Source organism: Corynebacterium sp. HMSC063A05 (assembly GCF_001809695.1).
Taxonomy (GTDB): Bacteria; Actinomycetota; Actinomycetes; order Mycobacteriales; family Mycobacteriaceae; genus Corynebacterium; species Corynebacterium amycolatum.
In genome coordinates this window covers 1-16,047 of record NZ_KV798508.1, presented here as the reverse complement: position 1 = coordinate 16,047, position 16,047 = coordinate 1, and the positions used below count along the sequence as shown (strand labels likewise).

Below are 16,047 nucleotides of genomic sequence, written 5' to 3'. Positions count from 1 at the left end.
CCGGAAAAGACACACTTTTCTTTACTTAACCCCCAAGCCCCACTCCAACCGCCACCGCAAACAAAAAATCCTCGGAAGCTTTTACACTTCCGAGGATCTTCGCTGTGGGCGAAGGGGGACTTGAACCCCCACGTCCGTAAAGGACACTGGCACCTGAAGCCAGCGCGTCTGCCATTCCGCCACTCGCCCGTGGGAACGAATAGAACTATAACACCCCGCGCTAATACACCACCAAATCCCCAGGCCAGCGCGCGTTTTTCACCACTTTTCACCACTTTTAAAACGTCTTTTTCGCACTTAGCAACAGCCACTTATTTCACAAGCGTCGTCACTATTTGATAAACCTCAGCAGTTCCTAGCCCTTAACTGAAGGTGTAGGGCTCTATACTGTTGCTAAAGTATCGATAATTTTTATGCACATTTTTCACGTAACCCGCCGCGGTTTGGCGGGAGAAGGCGAATTTCTTTAGTCAGATGGATTTCCTAGGACGCATCCGCAAGCTCGATAGCTCGCTTCAGCGCGGGCTCGACAACAGCTTTGCGCGCGTGTTCGGCGGCAAGGTTGTCCCGAATGAGTTAGAAGAATGCCTGAAGCAGGAAATTGAAGATTTCCTGATGCAGGACGCCAACGGTCAGTACTTGGCACCCAATGATTTCCGCATTGGCATCAGCGCCGCCGATTACAAAAACCTCTCCGCATCAGAGCCCAACCTGCCGAATCAATTGGCTGACCGCATGACGCGCTACTGCCGTAACAACGGCTGGGGTTTCACCGGTACCATCAGCGTCCACCTGCAGGCAGTGGAGTCGCTCCACACCGGTCAGCTGAAGACGGCCAGCACTTTCACCGAGGACACCGTAAGCACTTCGGAGTTCGTTCCATTCGACGACAGCGCTGATGATGCCAACACTGACGCAGCCCCGTCGCAAAGCGATGACGAACCCCAAGCCGCCGAGACCTCTGCCGCCTACCACCCACAGCCGGAAGCTGAGCAGTTCCCCACCGCTTCCCGTCCCGCGCCTACCGCCGACCCGGAAGCGGCAACTGAGCTGAGCAACTCGGCCGTGGACGAAGACCAGTCCCAGGAAAAGACCATCACCCTGCTGTTGCAGGACGGCTCCTCGCGCGTATTCGAGGTGCGCCATGGTTCGAACATCATCGGCCGCGGCACCGCTTCCGACTTCCGCCTCCCGGACACTGGTGTTTCCCGCCAGCATGCCGAAATCACGTGGGATGGCCAGGATGCGGTGCTCGTCGATTTGCATTCGACCAACGGAACCATTGTCAATGGCGAACCCATTGATAACTGGCTGCTGGCCGACGGCGACGAGATCTCGCTTGGACATTCTGTTCTCGAAGTTCAGATCCGCTAGTTAAATCCGCTGATTTAGATCCGCTAAGTAGTGAGGTTCACTAGATTCAAATGCCACTACCCTAGGTTTGCCGACACATTCCTGGAATAATTACGTCCGTGTGTTCGGTTGCGGACCCACCAGCTCTATATAAGGAGGTTCCTCGGACGTGGAAGCTATCGTTTTTCTGCTTTCGCGCATCGGCGTGCTGGTCGTCCTGTGGTTTTTCATTTGGATGACGCTTCGCACCCTGCGTACAGAAACAATAGGTTCGGCTCCGCTGCGCCCGCTTCGGCAAACCAGCAGCGCTCCGGCCAAGCGTTTCCAGCGCTCGCAGACTCCACATCAGCTCCTTGTCACCTCCGGGCCGCTGGCGGGTTCGCGCATGAACCTAAACAACCAACGCGACATCACTATCGGCCGTTCAGAGTCGAATGCCTTCGTCCTCAACGATGATTTCGCCTCGGGCCAGCACGCTCGCGTCATCAACCGCGACGGCATCTGGTACCTGGAGGATCTGGACTCCCGCAATGGCACATTCCTCAATGGTCAGCGCGTGGAACAGCCGGAACGACTGGCTTCGGGTATGGAATTTCGTATTGGCCGTACAACTTTGAGGTTGCAACCATGAGTCTTGCTCTGAATTACACGGCCCGCTCTGACCGCGGCCTCATCCGACAGAACAACGAGGACTCCGCCTATGCGGGTTCGCGTCTGCTCGCGCTTGCCGACGGCATGGGTGGCCACGCCGCCGGGGAAATCGCATCCCAGCTGATGATTGCGGCTGTCTCTCGGCTGGACAATGATCAGCCCGGCCCCGATTTGCTCGAGTCCCTGCGCAGCGCCTGCATAGAGGGCAATAATTCCATTGCGGATGAAATTGAGCAGAACCCCTCTACGCAAGGCATGGGCACTACGCTGACTGCTCTGCTTTTCGACGGCACCCGCCTGGGCATGTGCCATGTCGGTGACTCGCGTGGCTATCTGCTGCGCGACGGGGAGCTCATCCGCATTACCCGGGATGACACTTATGTGCAGTCGCTGGTGGACGAGGGCAATCTCACCGAAGAAGAGGCGGCAATTCACCCTCAGCGCTCACTGATTTTGAAGGCTCTCACCGGTCGCCCGGTGGAGCCTACTTTGTCTTATCGCGATGTCCACGAGGGCGATCGCTACCTGCTGTGCTCGGATGGCCTGTCCGATCCGGTGTCCGCGGACACCATCAAGGATGTGCTCTCGGAGGGGACTCCGGACGAGGCCGCTACCAAGCTCATTGACTACGCGTTGAAGTCCGGTGGTCCGGACAACATCACCGTGGTGGTTGCCGATGTTGTCGATTCGTCGGCACGCACGCCTTACGAGCCCGCCCTGGTCGGTGCCCTGCAGAGTGCGGAGGAGGAACTCCCCCGCCCTAATACGGCAGCGGGTCGCGCGGCGGCACTCCGCCCGCGGAAGTCGCAGGAAATTGCAGTGACTTCGGCGCCGGAGAAGAAGGCTTCCAAGGGCAAGTGGCTAGTTGTTTCTGTGGTGCTGGTGCTGGTGGCCGGTTTGGTCGGCCTTGGTATTTGGGGCTGGCAGAAGAAGGAGTCGATGTATCATCTCGCGGTGGTCGACGGGCAGGTGCAGTTGATGCATGGCGTGCCCGGTAGTTTGCTGGGCTTCGATCTGCAAGAGCCGCATCAGTTCATCTGTTTGACCGATGACAACAAAGTTCAGCTGCCTCCGGCCGGGACGCCGAAGGAGAAGGTCGACTGCCACATCATGACGCCGGAAGATCTCTCGCCGGCGGCACGCAATTCGCTGGAAGGTCTGCCGGCTGATTCCTACGACGGTGTCAGCGACCAGATTGGCCGTTTGGCGGAGTCGGCACTGCCGGTATGTCTGTCCGTGTCCGACGACGACAAGGACGCAACTTCCGCCGACAAGAAGGATGAAAAGCTGGGTTCGAAGCCAGGAGTCAACTGTAGGCAGGTGCGAAAATGAGTGAAACTACCGCGAAGCGACAGCTTCGGATGAAGGAAATGCTCCTGCTGCTGCTGTCGGCAGGATTGTTGCTTTTGGCACTTATTTCGCTGGAACTGGCTCAGGGCAACTCTCTGACCGCCGATGTCTTTTACATCATTGGCGGATTCTTTGTAATCTTTGCAGTGGCGCATATCGCACTGACCTTTGTGGCGCCCAACGCCGATCAGGTGATGCTGCCGGTTGCAGCCACTCTCAATGCCTTGGGGTTGGTGATGATTCACCGCCTCGACCTGGCCAATGACACCTCGTTAGTGCGCAACCAGATCATGTGGACCGTGCTCAGTGTCGCACTGTTTATCGGCGTGATCGTCCTGCTGCGCAACCATCACTCACTGTCGCAGTACTCGTATCTGCTGGGTCTCGGCGGCTTGATTCTGTTGGCGCTGCCGCTGGTGTGGCCGTCGTCGATTAATGCTGATGCCCGCATCTGGATTTCCATCGGCCCGTTTTCCATGCAGCCTGGTGAGTTTGCCAAGGTCATGTTGCTGATCTTCTTCGCACAGCTGCTGGTGAATAAGCGCTCGCTGTTCAATGTGGCGGGTAAGCGTTTCCTGGGCATTGATTTCCCGCGTGTTCGCGATCTGGGCCCGATTCTGCTGATCTGGGGCATCGCTACTGTCATCATGGCTCTGCAGAATGACTTTGGTCCGGCGCTGGTGCTCTTCGGCACTGTGCTGGCAATGCTCTACGCTGCCACCGGTCGTGGTTCCTGGCTCATCATCGGCATGGGGCTGGTGACCATCGGTGTTGTCGGTGTCTACATGGTTTCGGACAAGATTCAGGCGCGAGTCACGCATTTCCTGGATCCGTTGGGTTCCTACGACGAGGGTGGCTACCAGCTCTCCCAGGGGCTGTTCGGCATGAGCTGGGGTGGCATCGGTGGCACCGGTCTGGGTCAGGGCTACCCACAGAACATTCCGGTGGCACACTCTGACTTCATCCTCTCCGCCTTTGGCGAGGAGCTCGGTTTTACCGGTCTGAGTGCCATCATCCTGCTGTTCGCGATTCTGATTTCGCGCGGTATTTCGGCGAGCTTGGCGGTACGTGATTCCTTCGGCAAGCTGCTGGCAGCCGGCATCGCATTCTCGATGGCCATTCAGCTGTTCGTGGTTGCAGCCGGTGTTTCCAAGCTGATGCCACTAACCGGTCTGACTACACCGTTCATGTCAGCCGGTGGTTCCTCACTGCTGGCCAGCTACATCATGTTGGCCATCGTGCTGCGCGTCTCTGACGAGGCCAACCGCCCCTGGGGCATTCCAAGCACCCCTTCTGGCCTCAACGACAATGCCAACGCAGCTCAGGGGGTGAACCAGTAGATGAATAAGACCATTCGCCAAATCTTTGTTGTCGTACTCGGGCTCTTCGTTCTTCTACTGGCGAACCTGACCTACATCCAGGGCTTCCAGCAGGATAAGTACGCCCACAATCCGCTGAATAGCCGCCAGTTCCTGGAGGAAAAGTCCAAACCTCGCGGCCAGATCACCACTGACGGCGACATTCTGGCCCACTCGGTCAAGGGCGAGAACGGCTTCTATGACCGCAGCTACGACACCGACCCGGAGGCATATGCCGCGGTGGTCGGATACCTGTCGGACATCTACGGCTCCGCCGGTATCGAACGCTCTCAAAACGGAATCTTGAACGGCAGCGACCCTTCGCTGTTTACTTCCCGCGCCCTCGACATGGTCACGGGCAAGGAACCTTCTGGGGCTTCCGCAGAGCTGACGCTGTTGCCGAACGCTCAGCGGACTGCGTACCAACAACTCGCTGAACGCGGCTACGTCGGCTCCGCCGTCGCCATTCGCCCATCGACGGGTGAAATTCTCGCGATGGCCTCCACACCGTCGTTCAACCCGAATGACATCGCGGCCGGCGACGAGAGTACCTGGCAGTCCCTCAATAACAATGAGGGCGCACCGCTGCTCAACCACGCCACTCAGCGTCCGCTGCCGCCGGGTTCCACTTTCAAGGTGTTGACCACGGTCACGGCACTGGAGCAAGGCGCCTCCCCGGACACCTCGGTCACTGGCGCACCGCAGATTACGCTGCCGGATACCACCACCACGTTGGAAAACTACGGTGGCTCGACCTGTGGCGGGGCTACTACGACTCTCCGCCAGGCTTTCGCACAGTCCTGTAATACGGCGTTCGCGGAGCTCGGTATGCAGTACGGGGCCGATGCGCTCAAGGACGTCGCCAAGCGATTCGGCATCGGTGAGACCCACGACGACGCGGGCCTGCCGATTCAGCCCTCCACCGTCGGTGAGATTCCGGATCAGTCCTCGCTGGGGCAAACCTCCATTGGTCAGCGCGACGTGTCCTTTACACCACTGGACAACGCCATCATCGCCGCCACGATTGCCAACGGCGGCGTGCGCATGGAACCCCAGATCATCAAATCGGTGCGCGGTGCCGACCTCTCCGAGATCAAGTCCTTCAAGCCGATTGAAGCCGACGAGGCGATTTCGCCGGAGATCGCAGAAACCGTAACTGAGCTGATGCGCGGTTCCGAGTCGCATTCGGGCGGTAACGGTTCACGTATCGCCTCCAAGACCGGTACCGCGGAACACGGTGCTGTCCGCGGCGAGTACGCACCGCATGTTTGGTACATCGCCTTCGCTCCGGACTCCGATGTCGCCGTGGCTGTCGTCGTGGAAAACGGTGGCGGTCAAGGCCAGGGCGCTACCGGCGCCTCCGTTGCTGCCCCGATTGGCCGTGCGCTCATTGACGCGGTCGAACAGGCGGGTTGATAAGCATGGATGCCCACCAAGTTCAAGACATCGTCGGCGACCGATATCACGTCCGCCGTCTGCTCGGCCGTGGCGGTATGTCCACCGTCTGGCTTGCCGACGACGCCACCAGCGGCGAACTAGTTGCGATCAAACTTCTGAATCAGGAGTACTCGGACAATTACGAGTTCCGGCAGCGTTTCCAGAACGAAGCCGCTGCTGCACGCAGCGTCAACAGCCCAAACGTGGTGAAGATTGTCACGTACGAGGAAGGCGATATCGGCAGCCACGGCGCGTGTTACATCGTCATGGAGTACATCCGTGGCGAATCTCTGTCGCAGGTGCTGCAGCGACGTCGCACCCTGCCAGAGCACCTGATGCTCGACGTGCTGGAGCAGACTGCGCACGGCCTGTCGGCAATTCACGCTGCGAACCTTGTCCACCGCGACATTAAGCCGGGCAACCTGCTGGTGACGCCGGAGGGCACCGTGAAGATTACCGACTTTGGCATTGCCAAGGCCGCCGAAGCGGTGCCTCTGACGCGTACCGGCATGGTCGTCGGTACCGCGCAGTATGTCTCACCGGAGCAGGCGCAGGGCAAACAGGTGAGTCCGGCGACTGACATTTACTCGCTTGGCTGTGTCGCCTACGAAATGGTGGCCGGCGCCCGCCCCTTCCAGGGCGACTCCACCGTCGCGGTTGCCGTGGCACACATCAACGAGGCACCGCCTGCGTTGGCGCCGACGGTCAATCCGCATATCCGCGAACTTATCGGCATTATGCTGCGCAAGGATCCGCAGCGTCGCTATGCCGATGGCCGCGAGCTGGCACAGGCTGTTTTGCGAGTGCGCGCGGGGCACCGCCCACCGCAGCCGCGTGGTGTGACCCCAACGGTGCACCGTCAATCCAACGCTGCCAACCCGGCGACCACCGAACTCGGTGCCATGACGCGACCGCCCATGCCGGTGTCGCAACCACAGCAGCAGCCACAGCGGCCACCGCAGCAACCCACTCGGCAGCGAAAGCCGGCAAAGAAGCGCAGCGGCTGCGGTTGTGGCTGCGGCAGCATTGTGCTGTTGGTACTGCTAGTGTTACTGGCCGGTGCTATCGCTGTTGTCTATTCGCTGTCGACAACCGGTTCACTGCCAACCATTCCAAACTTGGAGCAGTACATTCCGAACCAGTCACAGCAGCAAACTACGGAAGAAAACTCTGACTCCAGCAACGGTTCCGGTTGGTCGGACGACAATTCCGGTAACTGGGGAAATAACGACGGTGGCAGCTACGGCGACAACTCTGGTGAAAACTACGGTGGCAACAATGATGGTGCTTCTGACAGCTCCACTGAACAGGACACCAGCGAGACCGCCCCGGATACCTCCGAACCGACTCAGGATTCGGGCAACGACAATAGCGACGACTCCACTGGCGGTGGTCTGCCCGGCATTCAACTGCCCCCGGAAAATGGGTCCGGTAATACCTTGGGGACTCCAGATGCACAGTAATATTCAGGTACAAGATGTTTTGGTGGAAATCCTTCCGAAGGGACTGACGAACAATGTCTGGCAATGACGATCTCCTCTCCGGCCGTTATCGGCTCGGCGAGCTCATTGGCGTTGGCGGCATGTCCGATGTTTACCGAGCTGAAGATACTGTTCTCGGTCGCTCTGTCGCGGTCAAGATGATGAGGGCCGACCTTGCCAGGGATGAGAACTTCCTCGCAAGGTTCCGTCGTGAAGCGAAAAACTCAGCACTACTGAATCACCCGTCTATCGTGTCGGTGTACGACACCGGCGAGACGGATAGCCCGATGGGGCGTGTGCCTTTCATTGTCATGGAGCTGATTCAGGGTGAGACGCTGCGTGACCTTGTTCGTCGTGAGGGGCGGCTCGACCCGAAGAAAGCCACGTCGATAATGGCATCGGTGTGTGACGCACTGACGGCATCCCACCATGCCGGCATCATTCACCGTGACATCAAGCCGGCGAACATCATGCTGACCAACACCGGCAAGGTGAAGGTGATGGACTTCGGCATCGCTCGCGCGCTCGGTGATTCCACCACGATGACGCAGACTGCGGCCGTGCTGGGTACCGCGCAGTACCTTTCGCCGGAGCAGGCGCGCGGTAAGACCGCCGATGCACGTTCTGATATTTACGCTGTCGGTTGCGTACTTTTCGAGGCTGTCACGGGCGCCCCGCCATTCACCGGTGAAACCCCTCTTTCTGTCGCTTACCAGCATGTTCAGGATCAGCCGCCGCGCCCTTCGGGGAAGCTCAACACCGACCCGAACACGGCTCAGGGCCTCGACGCGGTGCTGTTGACCGCGATGGCCAAGGATCCGATGGAGCGCTACGACACCGCAGAGGACTTCGCCCAGGATTTGCGTCGTCTTGCACGCGGCGAGGATCCGTTGGCGCTGGCGCACCACGGCGCGCATGACGACGACGCGAAGACCACCGAATTCCTTCCGGCAGCTCCGTCGGATGCTGAGACTCGGGTGACCCCTGCACAGCAGGCAACTCCGGCCCCTGTCCCTGCTCCCGCTCCTGAACCGAAGGAAGCAGCGGACCAGTCGGAGGCCCCTGCTCAGATCGCTAACACTGACGAGCCCGAGAAAAAGAAAGGCGGCGCAGGAAAGACTGTCGCGCTGGTGGCTGCTGCAATGGTGGCTCTCGGCGGTGTCGGCTACGGCGCCTACCAGCTCTTCAACTCGTCCACCGAGGTCGAGACCGTTGCCATTCCGCAGGTCGAGGGTCTAAATGTCAATGAGGCAACGCAGGTTCTCGAGGAGGCTGGTTTTGTAGTCAACCGCGTCGATGAGCCGAACCCAGATGTCCCCCGAGACACGGTGATCGCCACGGAACCGGGTGTCGGATCGGGGTTGCCGCAGGGATCTCGCATCAAGCTGCGCGTATCTTCGGGCCCGGAGTTGACTAATGTGCCGGATGTGCGCGACAAACAGGCCGAGGAAGCTCGCCGCCTGCTCGAGGAGGCGGGGCTTGTCGTCAATCCAAAGCTGCAAGAGGAACCGAATGAGGACGTTCCGCGCGGCAATGTTATCGAGCAGTCTCCAGCTGCCGGTTCTCAGGTATCGAAGGGAACCCGCGTAACCTTGACTGTCTCCTCCGGTATCGAGACCAAGACTGTTCCGGATGTCACTGGTCAGACTTTGGATTCCGCCCGCACGACCCTCGAATCCGCTGGTTTCGTTGTCGAAGTGGTAGAGGTGGACTCCGCTGAGAAGCAGGGAACCGTCATTGAGGTTCCGCAGAAGGGCTCGGAGCTCACTGTCGGTACGACGGTTGAGCTGCACGTTTCGCGTGGTAACCAAATTAAGATGCCACGGGTTGAGGGACAGACCCTCAGTGATGCGGAGAAGGCACTCGCCGATGCCGGATTCGAGGGAACTATCCGCACCGAGGAAGTCACCACGCTGGATCTGTCCAAGGTCGACCACGTGGAGAAGGCCAATCCGTCGGCCGGGTCTAAGCTTAACAAGGACGGCGAGGTCACCCTGCGTGTCTACCGGCTTGGGGTTGCTCCGGAGGGTTCTGAGGACGAGCCTGCGCCGGAACCTCCCCTAAGGCTGCCGGATTTGCTGCCTAACTAACGGCTAGTGTGCCAGCACATCTGAGAAGGCGCGCTGGTACACGGCCTGCTGTTCCTCCAACTCCGCCAGGAGTTCCTCGGAGTACTCGCCACCGGCCAGGCGCAGCCAGTTGACGAGCATGCGGTGCCCGTACTGGGTGAGCACCGACTCCGGGTGGTACTGCACGCCGTGAATCGGCAGGTCGCGGTGGCGCATCGCCATCAGCATGCCCGAATCGGTGAATGCCGTGGCAATGAGTTCCTCCGGCAGTGTCTTCGGATCGACCGTCAACGAGTGGTAGCGCGTGGCAATAAAAGGACTGGGCACATCGGCCAGCACACCCGTGCCGTCGTGTGTGACCGGGGAGGTCTTGCCGTGCAACAGCTCGTCGGCGCGCACGACCTGCGCACCAAAGACCTCACCAATCGCCTGATGACCCAAGCACACACCCAACACCGGTGTCGGATCGTCCTGCCTGCTCACCGCGCGAATAATGTCCTCTGTCCATCCAGCATTGGACGGCTCACCGGGACCGGGCGACAGTAGGATTGCATCAAATTGCTTTACGACGTCGTCAACATCGCGGAGACGCGCATCATCATTGCGCCAGACAGTCACCGTTTCGCCGAGCTGGCCTATGTACTGGACCAGATTGAATACGAAGCTGTCATAGTTATCGACGACGAGAATCTGCATAACTGGGAATTCTACTGCCTGCGAACTTCACTGGTAAGTTCGGATGCAAAGTTTACAATTATGCATATACCGCGGGAGTGTAGATACCGCGCTGATCGCAACCTGCTGACCACAACCTAAGGAGTTTAAAGCGCTATGCCTAAGGCAAAGATTGAAAGCACTAATTCACCACAATCCGGTGGCTCCTCCGTCAGCCGTACCCCGGTCAAGATCAACAGCACTCAGACACCGGTGTGGTACAAGATGCTGATGTTCGGGTTCATGCTGATTGGTTTGGGCTGGCTGCTGATCAACTACATCGCGGGTCCGCATATTCCGTTCATGGTGACTTTGAACGCATGGAACTACGTCATCGGCTTTGGTCTTTTCATTGTTGGTCTGCTGATGACTATGGGTTGGCGTTAGTCAGCTCTAATACACCGCACTCCTCAGGCGCATCCACTTTTGGATGCGCCTTTTTCATACCTAAAAACCCAGGTCAATTCACCCCCGTCAATACACCCGTTTCCCACACATTTTTCGGAGAATGGGGATTTCCCTCCTATTGATCGCGCAAAAAAGTTATCCACAGAAACCTGTGTAACAATCATGTAATTTGTGGATAACTGTGGAGAGATTTCGTCCCAAATTTCTCACGGGTTACGTGACAGAAACCGTAAAGCATGACAACTTTGGCCCTATCCCCTGTGTCCACAGTATCCACAGCCTGTGGATAATTCTGTGAACAAGTAACATAGTTGCAAGTCAACTTGTGTGTAATTCCAATATTCTGCGGAGTTCGACCACTTTCGAACGCTGGTTCGTAAATTACAAGAATGGAATTATCCACACATGTGCACAAGTCTGTGGACAACTGTGGATTCTTGTAATTTGTGAAAATTGGGACCCGTAACGTGCTTCTTGGTCCATGTTCACCTAGGTGAACAGTGGAGTATTTTGCCCACAGGGCTGTGGATATGTGGAGAATCAACCCAATTTGCTACTACCCCCGCTACCCCTAAACACAACATTGAAGTTACGGGCCGTCGTAAAGCGAAAATAGGCATGAAAAAACCCGCCCGGAACAACCGGACGGGTTAAAGAGCATAGAAGCTAGCGGATTACTTCTCGATATCGATGGAGGTAATCACGACCGGCTCCAGCGGGCGATCCCAGTGATCGGTAGCCACACGAGCGATCTCGTCGACGACCTTCTTCGAGGCGTCATCAACGACCTCACCGAAGATGGTGTGAGCGCCATTGAGGTGCGGGGTCGGAACCACGGTGATGAAGAACTGGGAACCGTTGGTGCCGCGGCCGCCACGCTTGCCGGCGTTAGCCATAGCGAGCAGGTACGGACGATCGAACTGGAGCTCCGGGTGGATCTCATCGTCGAACATGTAGCCCGGGCCGCCAGTGCCGGTGCCCAGCGGGTCACCACCCTGAATCATGAATCCGGCGATGATGCGGTGGAAAATGGCCTCATCGTAAAACGGGCCGGACTCGGTGCCAGAGGCGTTCTGACCCTTGTACTCCTTCGTGCCCTCTGCCAGGCCGATGAAGTTGTCGACAGTGTTCGGCGCGTGGTTGCCGAACAGGTCAATCACGATATCGCCATGGTTGGTGTGCACAGTTGCAGTAGCAGTCTTAATAGTCACGTTCCTTAGGATACCGACCTTGGTGGCCAATTGCTCTTACTGGTGAGTTTCTCCTTGGCAGAAACCTGCGAAAATGTTTTTCAAGATAAGGAAAAGAGTTCTTCGTTGACCCCCATGACGAGCAAATAGTGCCTAAGCTGGAATGTGAGCCTGCTGCAAGTATTTCGACGCTAGGCCTAACTGGGCCCTAGCTCTTGGACGTAGAAGCATCTTGGTCTCAGAGGCACTGGCGCCGCAGCAGTATTAATCATTGATTGAAAATAAAAGGCGAAGCCTGTTGGCGATGCACTAATTAAGGAGAGTCATGAACCCCAACGCAATCTCGCTGGCTGTCAAGGGACTGAAGTCCGCTTACGACAGCTACTCCGATTACCGGGACAAGAAGGCTGCAGAGCTCTACGACACGATGCAGGAGGCTAAGAAGGTGGCAGCTGCACAGAACGAGGCTGCAAAGGACGCAGCATCCGATTGGGCAGAAGACGTTAAGGAAAAGGTTTCCGACGCTCGCGATCAGCTCGCTGAGCAGGCTGAAGAACTGACCGGCAAGGTTCAGAAGAAGTCCAAGGAGACCAAGAAGCAGGCGAAGAAGGCCGAGAAGGACGCTAAGCGCAAGGGCAAGAAGACTCGTTGCAAGGCTCGCTGCGAGGCTAAGAAGGCTGAAAAGAAGGCCAAGAAGGCTCGCAAGGACCTCGAGGTGCGTACCCAGAAGGCTATCGACAAGGTAACCGGTAAGGAAGAGCAGCGCGCCAAGAACGGCCGCATTGCAACCGCTTCCCTGGTCTTCGCTGTTGTTGCAGCAATCGTCGGTGTCATTGTCTGGAAGCTGCGCAAGGACGACAAGCTCCCGGTTGACCCAGCTCCGTACCAGCAGAAGGCCCAGGAAGTTAAGCACAAGGTCGAAGAGAAGGCCGCAGAGGTCAAGGAGACCGTTGAAGAGAAGGCTTCCGAGGCTAAGGAAAAGGCTGAAGAGGTAAAGGGCAAGGCAGCTGACAAGGCCGACGAGGCCAAGGGCAAGGCAGCTGAGGCCAAGGAGACCACTGAGGAGAAGGCCGCAGAGGCTTCCAAGCAGGCTCAAATCAAGGTCGACGAGGTCAAGACCGAGAAGAAGAACGCTGAGGACGCTAAGAAGATCTCTTCCAAGCCGTCCAAGCCGGCTCCGAAGCCGGGTCAGGCTCGCAAGAAGTAAATAGGCGGCTAGATAGCCAAAAGCCTTTTCTCGCCCGATTGTCCTGTGCAGTAGATGCGCAGACGGTCGGGCGTTTTGCTGTCTATATCTTCTTAGCTGTCGTGCGGTCTAATTCTTTGGCTCTTCAGCCTTTGTCGCCAAATCTCTTTTCGCTGAAGAAGAATATTCCCCAAATAATAAATCCGATGATTGGGAACAGTAACTGCACAAGTGTCCATGCAATTATTCGACTCGTCCTGCTTTTCCGGCGCACTTCAAAGATAATAACAATCCCCAAAAACCCGAGATAAATAATTGGGAAAAGCGTCCATATTAAATCGTAGTAGGTCGGAATTTCCACTATTACACCTGTCGGCATCCATTTTCGGCATTAACATCAGCTAAAACGTCGGTATGACCATTGGCATAACCAGTAAGTTTGATACAAGGATGCAAAGCCGGAAGTAGATGTACGAAGTCCACACCGTCTAGTAGCTTGAGGCCTATCTCTGAATAAGCTCGACCTGAAGTACCCGATGCACGAGCCCCGCTATTCAAAACGCCTTGGTATGTATATCCCGGGGTTGATGTCTCCCCACCTTGGTTAGTAATTCTAACACTGGTTACTTTATTTCCTGACGAGCACCACTCCATCGACAACCAGGAAGTAGCAACTACGAACCCATAGTTAGATTTCCAGTCTTGATGATGGTTAGCAGTCCTGCAGTTGCCACTACTGCGCGTTGCAGTGACAACTGGAGCCGAAACACTTTGCTCTACTGAGGACGGCGACATAGCACGCAAAAAGACCGCTTTATCTTTTTTAGACAACGCATTATACGTTTCTTGAGGATTCCCCGAATTCATTACCTCGTTTACCAGTACCGCCTCAGATCGACTTTCAGCAGAAGCAGTTCCCGTTGCTGTTCCGACAAAAGCTAGGGCAACGATTGCCGTTGCGAATAACCTTTTTTTTCATACTACACCTCAAGATTGCGGAATTCGGTCCTTGAATCAACACCGTTGTGCTTTCGATGTAACGGTCTCACGAAAGATTAAGAACATCAATGATTTCGCTGAAGTGTCCAATTGGTTACCTCTAAATGGAGGGATAATATTCAACACTGTGATTCGGTCCATCTGAACTGACAACAAGCACAATCTCAGTACCCGAAAGTGAATTTCCCAACCGATATTGTGTGCTTAAAAGCGCACTCCAGAATACTTCGCACTCAATACAATTTTGGCTGACCTGAACAATCGACATAAAACTAGACAGCATGGTCGACTTTGTGGCAGAACCATCTCAACGCGAACGAGGAACTGCTTCATTGAGCTCAAAGCTCGCATCAATGCCGGCATTCATAATGCCCACACGGTCTAGCAGGCTAAGTACACGACCACTAGAATCCGCGGGTTAAGTAGCAGAATGTGTGTCTGATTCTTGCGATTTCCGCAGATCAGACTATACAAATCGGGCTTGAATAAGGATTTAGTCCTTATTCGGGCCCGTTTCTCGTTCAATCCGCCGGAACGGCGCTTCAGTGTGGTAGCTGGATGCTGGTTAGCTTTGCCGGTGACACCAAACAGACCACGATGCCCCGTATGTACTGGGCAAATGAAGAAAAACGGCACCACCACAAAAGGAACGACTAGATGGCGGTGCCAGAACCCTGACTGTGGATCTTCCACCACCTACCGTCGGCCTGATCTGACTACAACCCGCGACTTCAAAGCGTTTCACCGATACGTGACCTCCACGAGGTCACTAACCGAGATCGCCTGCGATGCCGGAGTCAGCAGATGGACCCTCGACCGCCGATTCGAACCGTTATGGCTCATCGATGTTCCCAACACTCCAGACCCCAACAGGGTCTACGACCAGATCTTCATCGACGGCACCTACACCGACGCCGGCTGCCTGCTCGTAGCAGCAAGCCACGACCACGTCATCGCCTGGCACTGGGCCAAACGCGAGTCAGCCCACGCCTACACACAACTGCTGCGTGGTATCGCCGAACCGTTATGCGTCGTCCTCGACGGCGGCCAAGGCGCCTACTCAGCGATCAAAGCCTGCTGGCCCACGACCATGATCCAGCGCTACCTCGTCCACGCCCAACGCGTCATCCGTCGCTACACCACATCACGGCCCCGCACCGACGCTGGCAAAGCGATCTATGCCCTAGCTTTGAAACTGACCAAGATCACCACCTTGGACCAAGCACGCGACTGGACACTACGCCTGCACGACTTCGGAGTGGTCTACAAACGGTTCCTCAACGAAAAAACACCGCTGCCAAAACAACATCGCACACTCAATAAACAGTGGGAATGGCCCCACCTGCGAGTCCGTAAGGCATACCACTCACTGCTACACCTATCACGCAACAACTGGCTGTTTACCTACCTCCAACCCCCACCAGAAGCACTCGAACCAAAGCGCTGGACATCAACAACAAACAGTCTGGAAGGCGGCATCAACGCCGGGCTCAAACGCATCGCTGATGCCCACCGGGGCAGATCCGGGAAAGCCAACGCAGAATGCTCGAGTGGTACCTGCACTCGAAAACGCAGCTGCCTGACGACCCACTCGAGATCGCCAGGCAGTGCAATTACGGACAAGATCAACTCGCCAAAGTTCCAGACCTTGTCCCAGAAGACCACAACACAGCCGACCAAGAAACAGGACGACCAGCCTTCTACGACAACGCTATCCCAACCGAATACCAACACAACATAGGAATCCGCAAAGGCCCCATGCAATAAAAAAGGGCCCGCCCGGCGACACGCCGAGCGGACACACTTTTTGCTACTTAGGGTTAAGTAAAGAAAAGTGTGTCCGCATGCCAC

13 protein-coding genes and 1 tRNA gene are annotated in these 16,047 nt (G+C 56.7%); 10 read left to right on the top strand and 4 right to left on the bottom strand.

Annotated features, from left to right (window positions below; all coding sequences use genetic code 11):
- Positions 1-105: 105 nt before the first annotated feature.
- Positions 106-189, bottom strand: a tRNA-Leu gene (locus HMPREF2651_RS08325).
- 285 nt (positions 190-474) lie between these two features.
- Between HMPREF2651_RS08325 and HMPREF2651_RS08320 the strand changes: the two genes are divergently transcribed.
- The 7 genes from HMPREF2651_RS08320 (at position 475) to pknB (ending at position 9,720) form a co-directional block, all read left to right on the top strand.
- Complete coding sequence (locus tag HMPREF2651_RS08320; protein ID WP_038627135.1) at positions 475-1,374, top strand: DUF3662 and FHA domain-containing protein; 900 nt, start codon at positions 475-477, stop codon at positions 1,372-1,374.
- A 148-nt stretch (positions 1,375-1,522) separates the two neighbouring features.
- The gene (locus tag HMPREF2651_RS08315) at positions 1,523-1,984 is read left to right on the top strand and encodes an FHA domain-containing protein FhaB/FipA (RefSeq protein WP_038627132.1); all 462 of its coding nucleotides are present in this window, start codon (positions 1,523-1,525) and stop codon (positions 1,982-1,984) included.
- Positions 1,981-3,336, top strand: a complete 1,356-nt coding sequence (locus HMPREF2651_RS08310) for a PP2C family protein-serine/threonine phosphatase (RefSeq protein WP_049181923.1) — start codon at positions 1,981-1,983, stop codon at positions 3,334-3,336. The genes HMPREF2651_RS08315 and HMPREF2651_RS08310 overlap by 4 nt, the downstream gene beginning before the upstream one ends.
- Positions 3,333-4,694, top strand: coding sequence for an FtsW/RodA/SpoVE family cell cycle protein (locus HMPREF2651_RS08305; RefSeq protein WP_065422994.1), 1,362 nt, complete (start codon positions 3,333-3,335; stop codon positions 4,692-4,694). The genes HMPREF2651_RS08310 and HMPREF2651_RS08305 overlap by 4 nt, the downstream gene beginning before the upstream one ends.
- The gene (locus HMPREF2651_RS08300) at positions 4,695-6,128 is read left to right on the top strand and encodes a penicillin-binding transpeptidase domain-containing protein (protein ID WP_038627126.1); all 1,434 of its coding nucleotides are present in this window, start codon (positions 4,695-4,697) and stop codon (positions 6,126-6,128) included. It abuts the gene before it with no gap.
- A 5-nt stretch (positions 6,129-6,133) separates the two neighbouring features.
- Positions 6,134-7,612 carry a serine/threonine-protein kinase gene (locus HMPREF2651_RS08295; protein WP_038627124.1) on the top strand — a complete coding sequence of 493 codons (1,479 nt, stop codon included), beginning with the start codon at positions 6,134-6,136 and terminating at the stop codon, positions 7,610-7,612.
- Between the two features lie 53 nt (positions 7,613-7,665).
- The gene (gene pknB / locus HMPREF2651_RS08290) at positions 7,666-9,720 is read left to right on the top strand and encodes a Stk1 family PASTA domain-containing Ser/Thr kinase (protein WP_049181928.1); all 2,055 of its coding nucleotides are present in this window, start codon (positions 7,666-7,668) and stop codon (positions 9,718-9,720) included.
- Positions 9,721-9,723: 3 nt separating this feature from the next.
- On the opposite strand, the gene HMPREF2651_RS08285 is transcribed toward pknB, so the two are convergent.
- A complete protein-coding gene (locus HMPREF2651_RS08285; protein ID WP_038627121.1) occupies positions 9,724-10,395 on the bottom strand; it encodes an aminodeoxychorismate/anthranilate synthase component II in 672 nt (223 codons plus the stop codon).
- Positions 10,396-10,530: 135 nt separating this feature from the next.
- Between HMPREF2651_RS08285 and crgA the strand changes: the two genes are divergently transcribed.
- Entirely contained in the window at positions 10,531-10,800 is a 270-nt protein-coding gene (crgA, locus tag HMPREF2651_RS08280) for a cell division protein CrgA (RefSeq protein WP_049181930.1), read from the top strand.
- 695 nt (positions 10,801-11,495) lie between these two features.
- Here the strand turns inward: crgA and HMPREF2651_RS08275 are convergent.
- A complete protein-coding gene (locus HMPREF2651_RS08275; protein ID WP_370547538.1) occupies positions 11,496-12,032 on the bottom strand; it encodes a peptidylprolyl isomerase in 537 nt (178 codons plus the stop codon).
- Positions 12,033-12,336: 304 nt separating this feature from the next.
- On the opposite strand from HMPREF2651_RS08275, the gene HMPREF2651_RS08270 reads away from it, so the two are divergent.
- Positions 12,337-13,218, top strand: a complete 882-nt coding sequence (locus tag HMPREF2651_RS08270) for a hypothetical protein (RefSeq protein WP_049181934.1) — start codon at positions 12,337-12,339, stop codon at positions 13,216-13,218.
- Positions 13,219-13,342: 124 nt separating this feature from the next.
- On the opposite strand, the gene HMPREF2651_RS11235 is transcribed toward HMPREF2651_RS08270, so the two are convergent.
- On the bottom strand, positions 13,343-13,576 hold the full coding sequence (locus tag HMPREF2651_RS11235; protein ID WP_038627117.1) for a PLDc N-terminal domain-containing protein: 234 nt from the start codon (positions 13,574-13,576) through the stop codon (positions 13,343-13,345).
- A gap of 1,239 nt (positions 13,577-14,815) precedes the next feature.
- On the opposite strand from HMPREF2651_RS11235, the gene HMPREF2651_RS08260 reads away from it, so the two are divergent.
- A complete protein-coding gene (locus tag HMPREF2651_RS08260; protein ID WP_141746492.1) occupies positions 14,816-15,937 on the top strand; it encodes an IS1249 family transposase in 1,122 nt (373 codons plus the stop codon).
- The last annotated feature ends 110 nt before the right edge of the window (positions 15,938-16,047 follow it).

Bases quoted from the DNA above. Each gene is read 5' to 3' on its own strand.
- HMPREF2651_RS11235 (WP_038627117.1), bottom strand. From the start codon at position 13,576: ATGCCGACAGGTGTAATAGTGGAAATTCCGACCTACTACGATTTAATA.
- HMPREF2651_RS08285 (WP_038627121.1), bottom strand. From the start codon at position 10,395: ATGCAGATTCTCGTCGTCGATAACTATGACAGCTTCGTATTCAATCTG.
- HMPREF2651_RS08320 (WP_038627135.1), top strand. From the start codon at position 475: ATGGATTTCCTAGGACGCATCCGCAAGCTCGATAGCTCGCTTCAGCGC.
- HMPREF2651_RS08310 (WP_049181923.1), top strand. From the start codon at position 1,981: ATGAGTCTTGCTCTGAATTACACGGCCCGCTCTGACCGCGGCCTCATC.
- HMPREF2651_RS08300 (WP_038627126.1), top strand. From the start codon at position 4,695: ATGAATAAGACCATTCGCCAAATCTTTGTTGTCGTACTCGGGCTCTTC.
- HMPREF2651_RS08305 (WP_065422994.1), top strand. From the start codon at position 3,333: ATGAGTGAAACTACCGCGAAGCGACAGCTTCGGATGAAGGAAATGCTC.
- HMPREF2651_RS08260 (WP_141746492.1), top strand. From the start codon at position 14,816: ATGAAGAAAAACGGCACCACCACAAAAGGAACGACTAGATGGCGGTGC.
- HMPREF2651_RS08270 (WP_049181934.1), top strand. From the start codon at position 12,337: ATGAACCCCAACGCAATCTCGCTGGCTGTCAAGGGACTGAAGTCCGCT.
- crgA (WP_049181930.1), top strand. From the start codon at position 10,531: ATGCCTAAGGCAAAGATTGAAAGCACTAATTCACCACAATCCGGTGGC.
- pknB (WP_049181928.1), top strand. From the start codon at position 7,666: ATGTCTGGCAATGACGATCTCCTCTCCGGCCGTTATCGGCTCGGCGAG.
- HMPREF2651_RS08295 (WP_038627124.1), top strand. From the start codon at position 6,134: ATGGATGCCCACCAAGTTCAAGACATCGTCGGCGACCGATATCACGTC.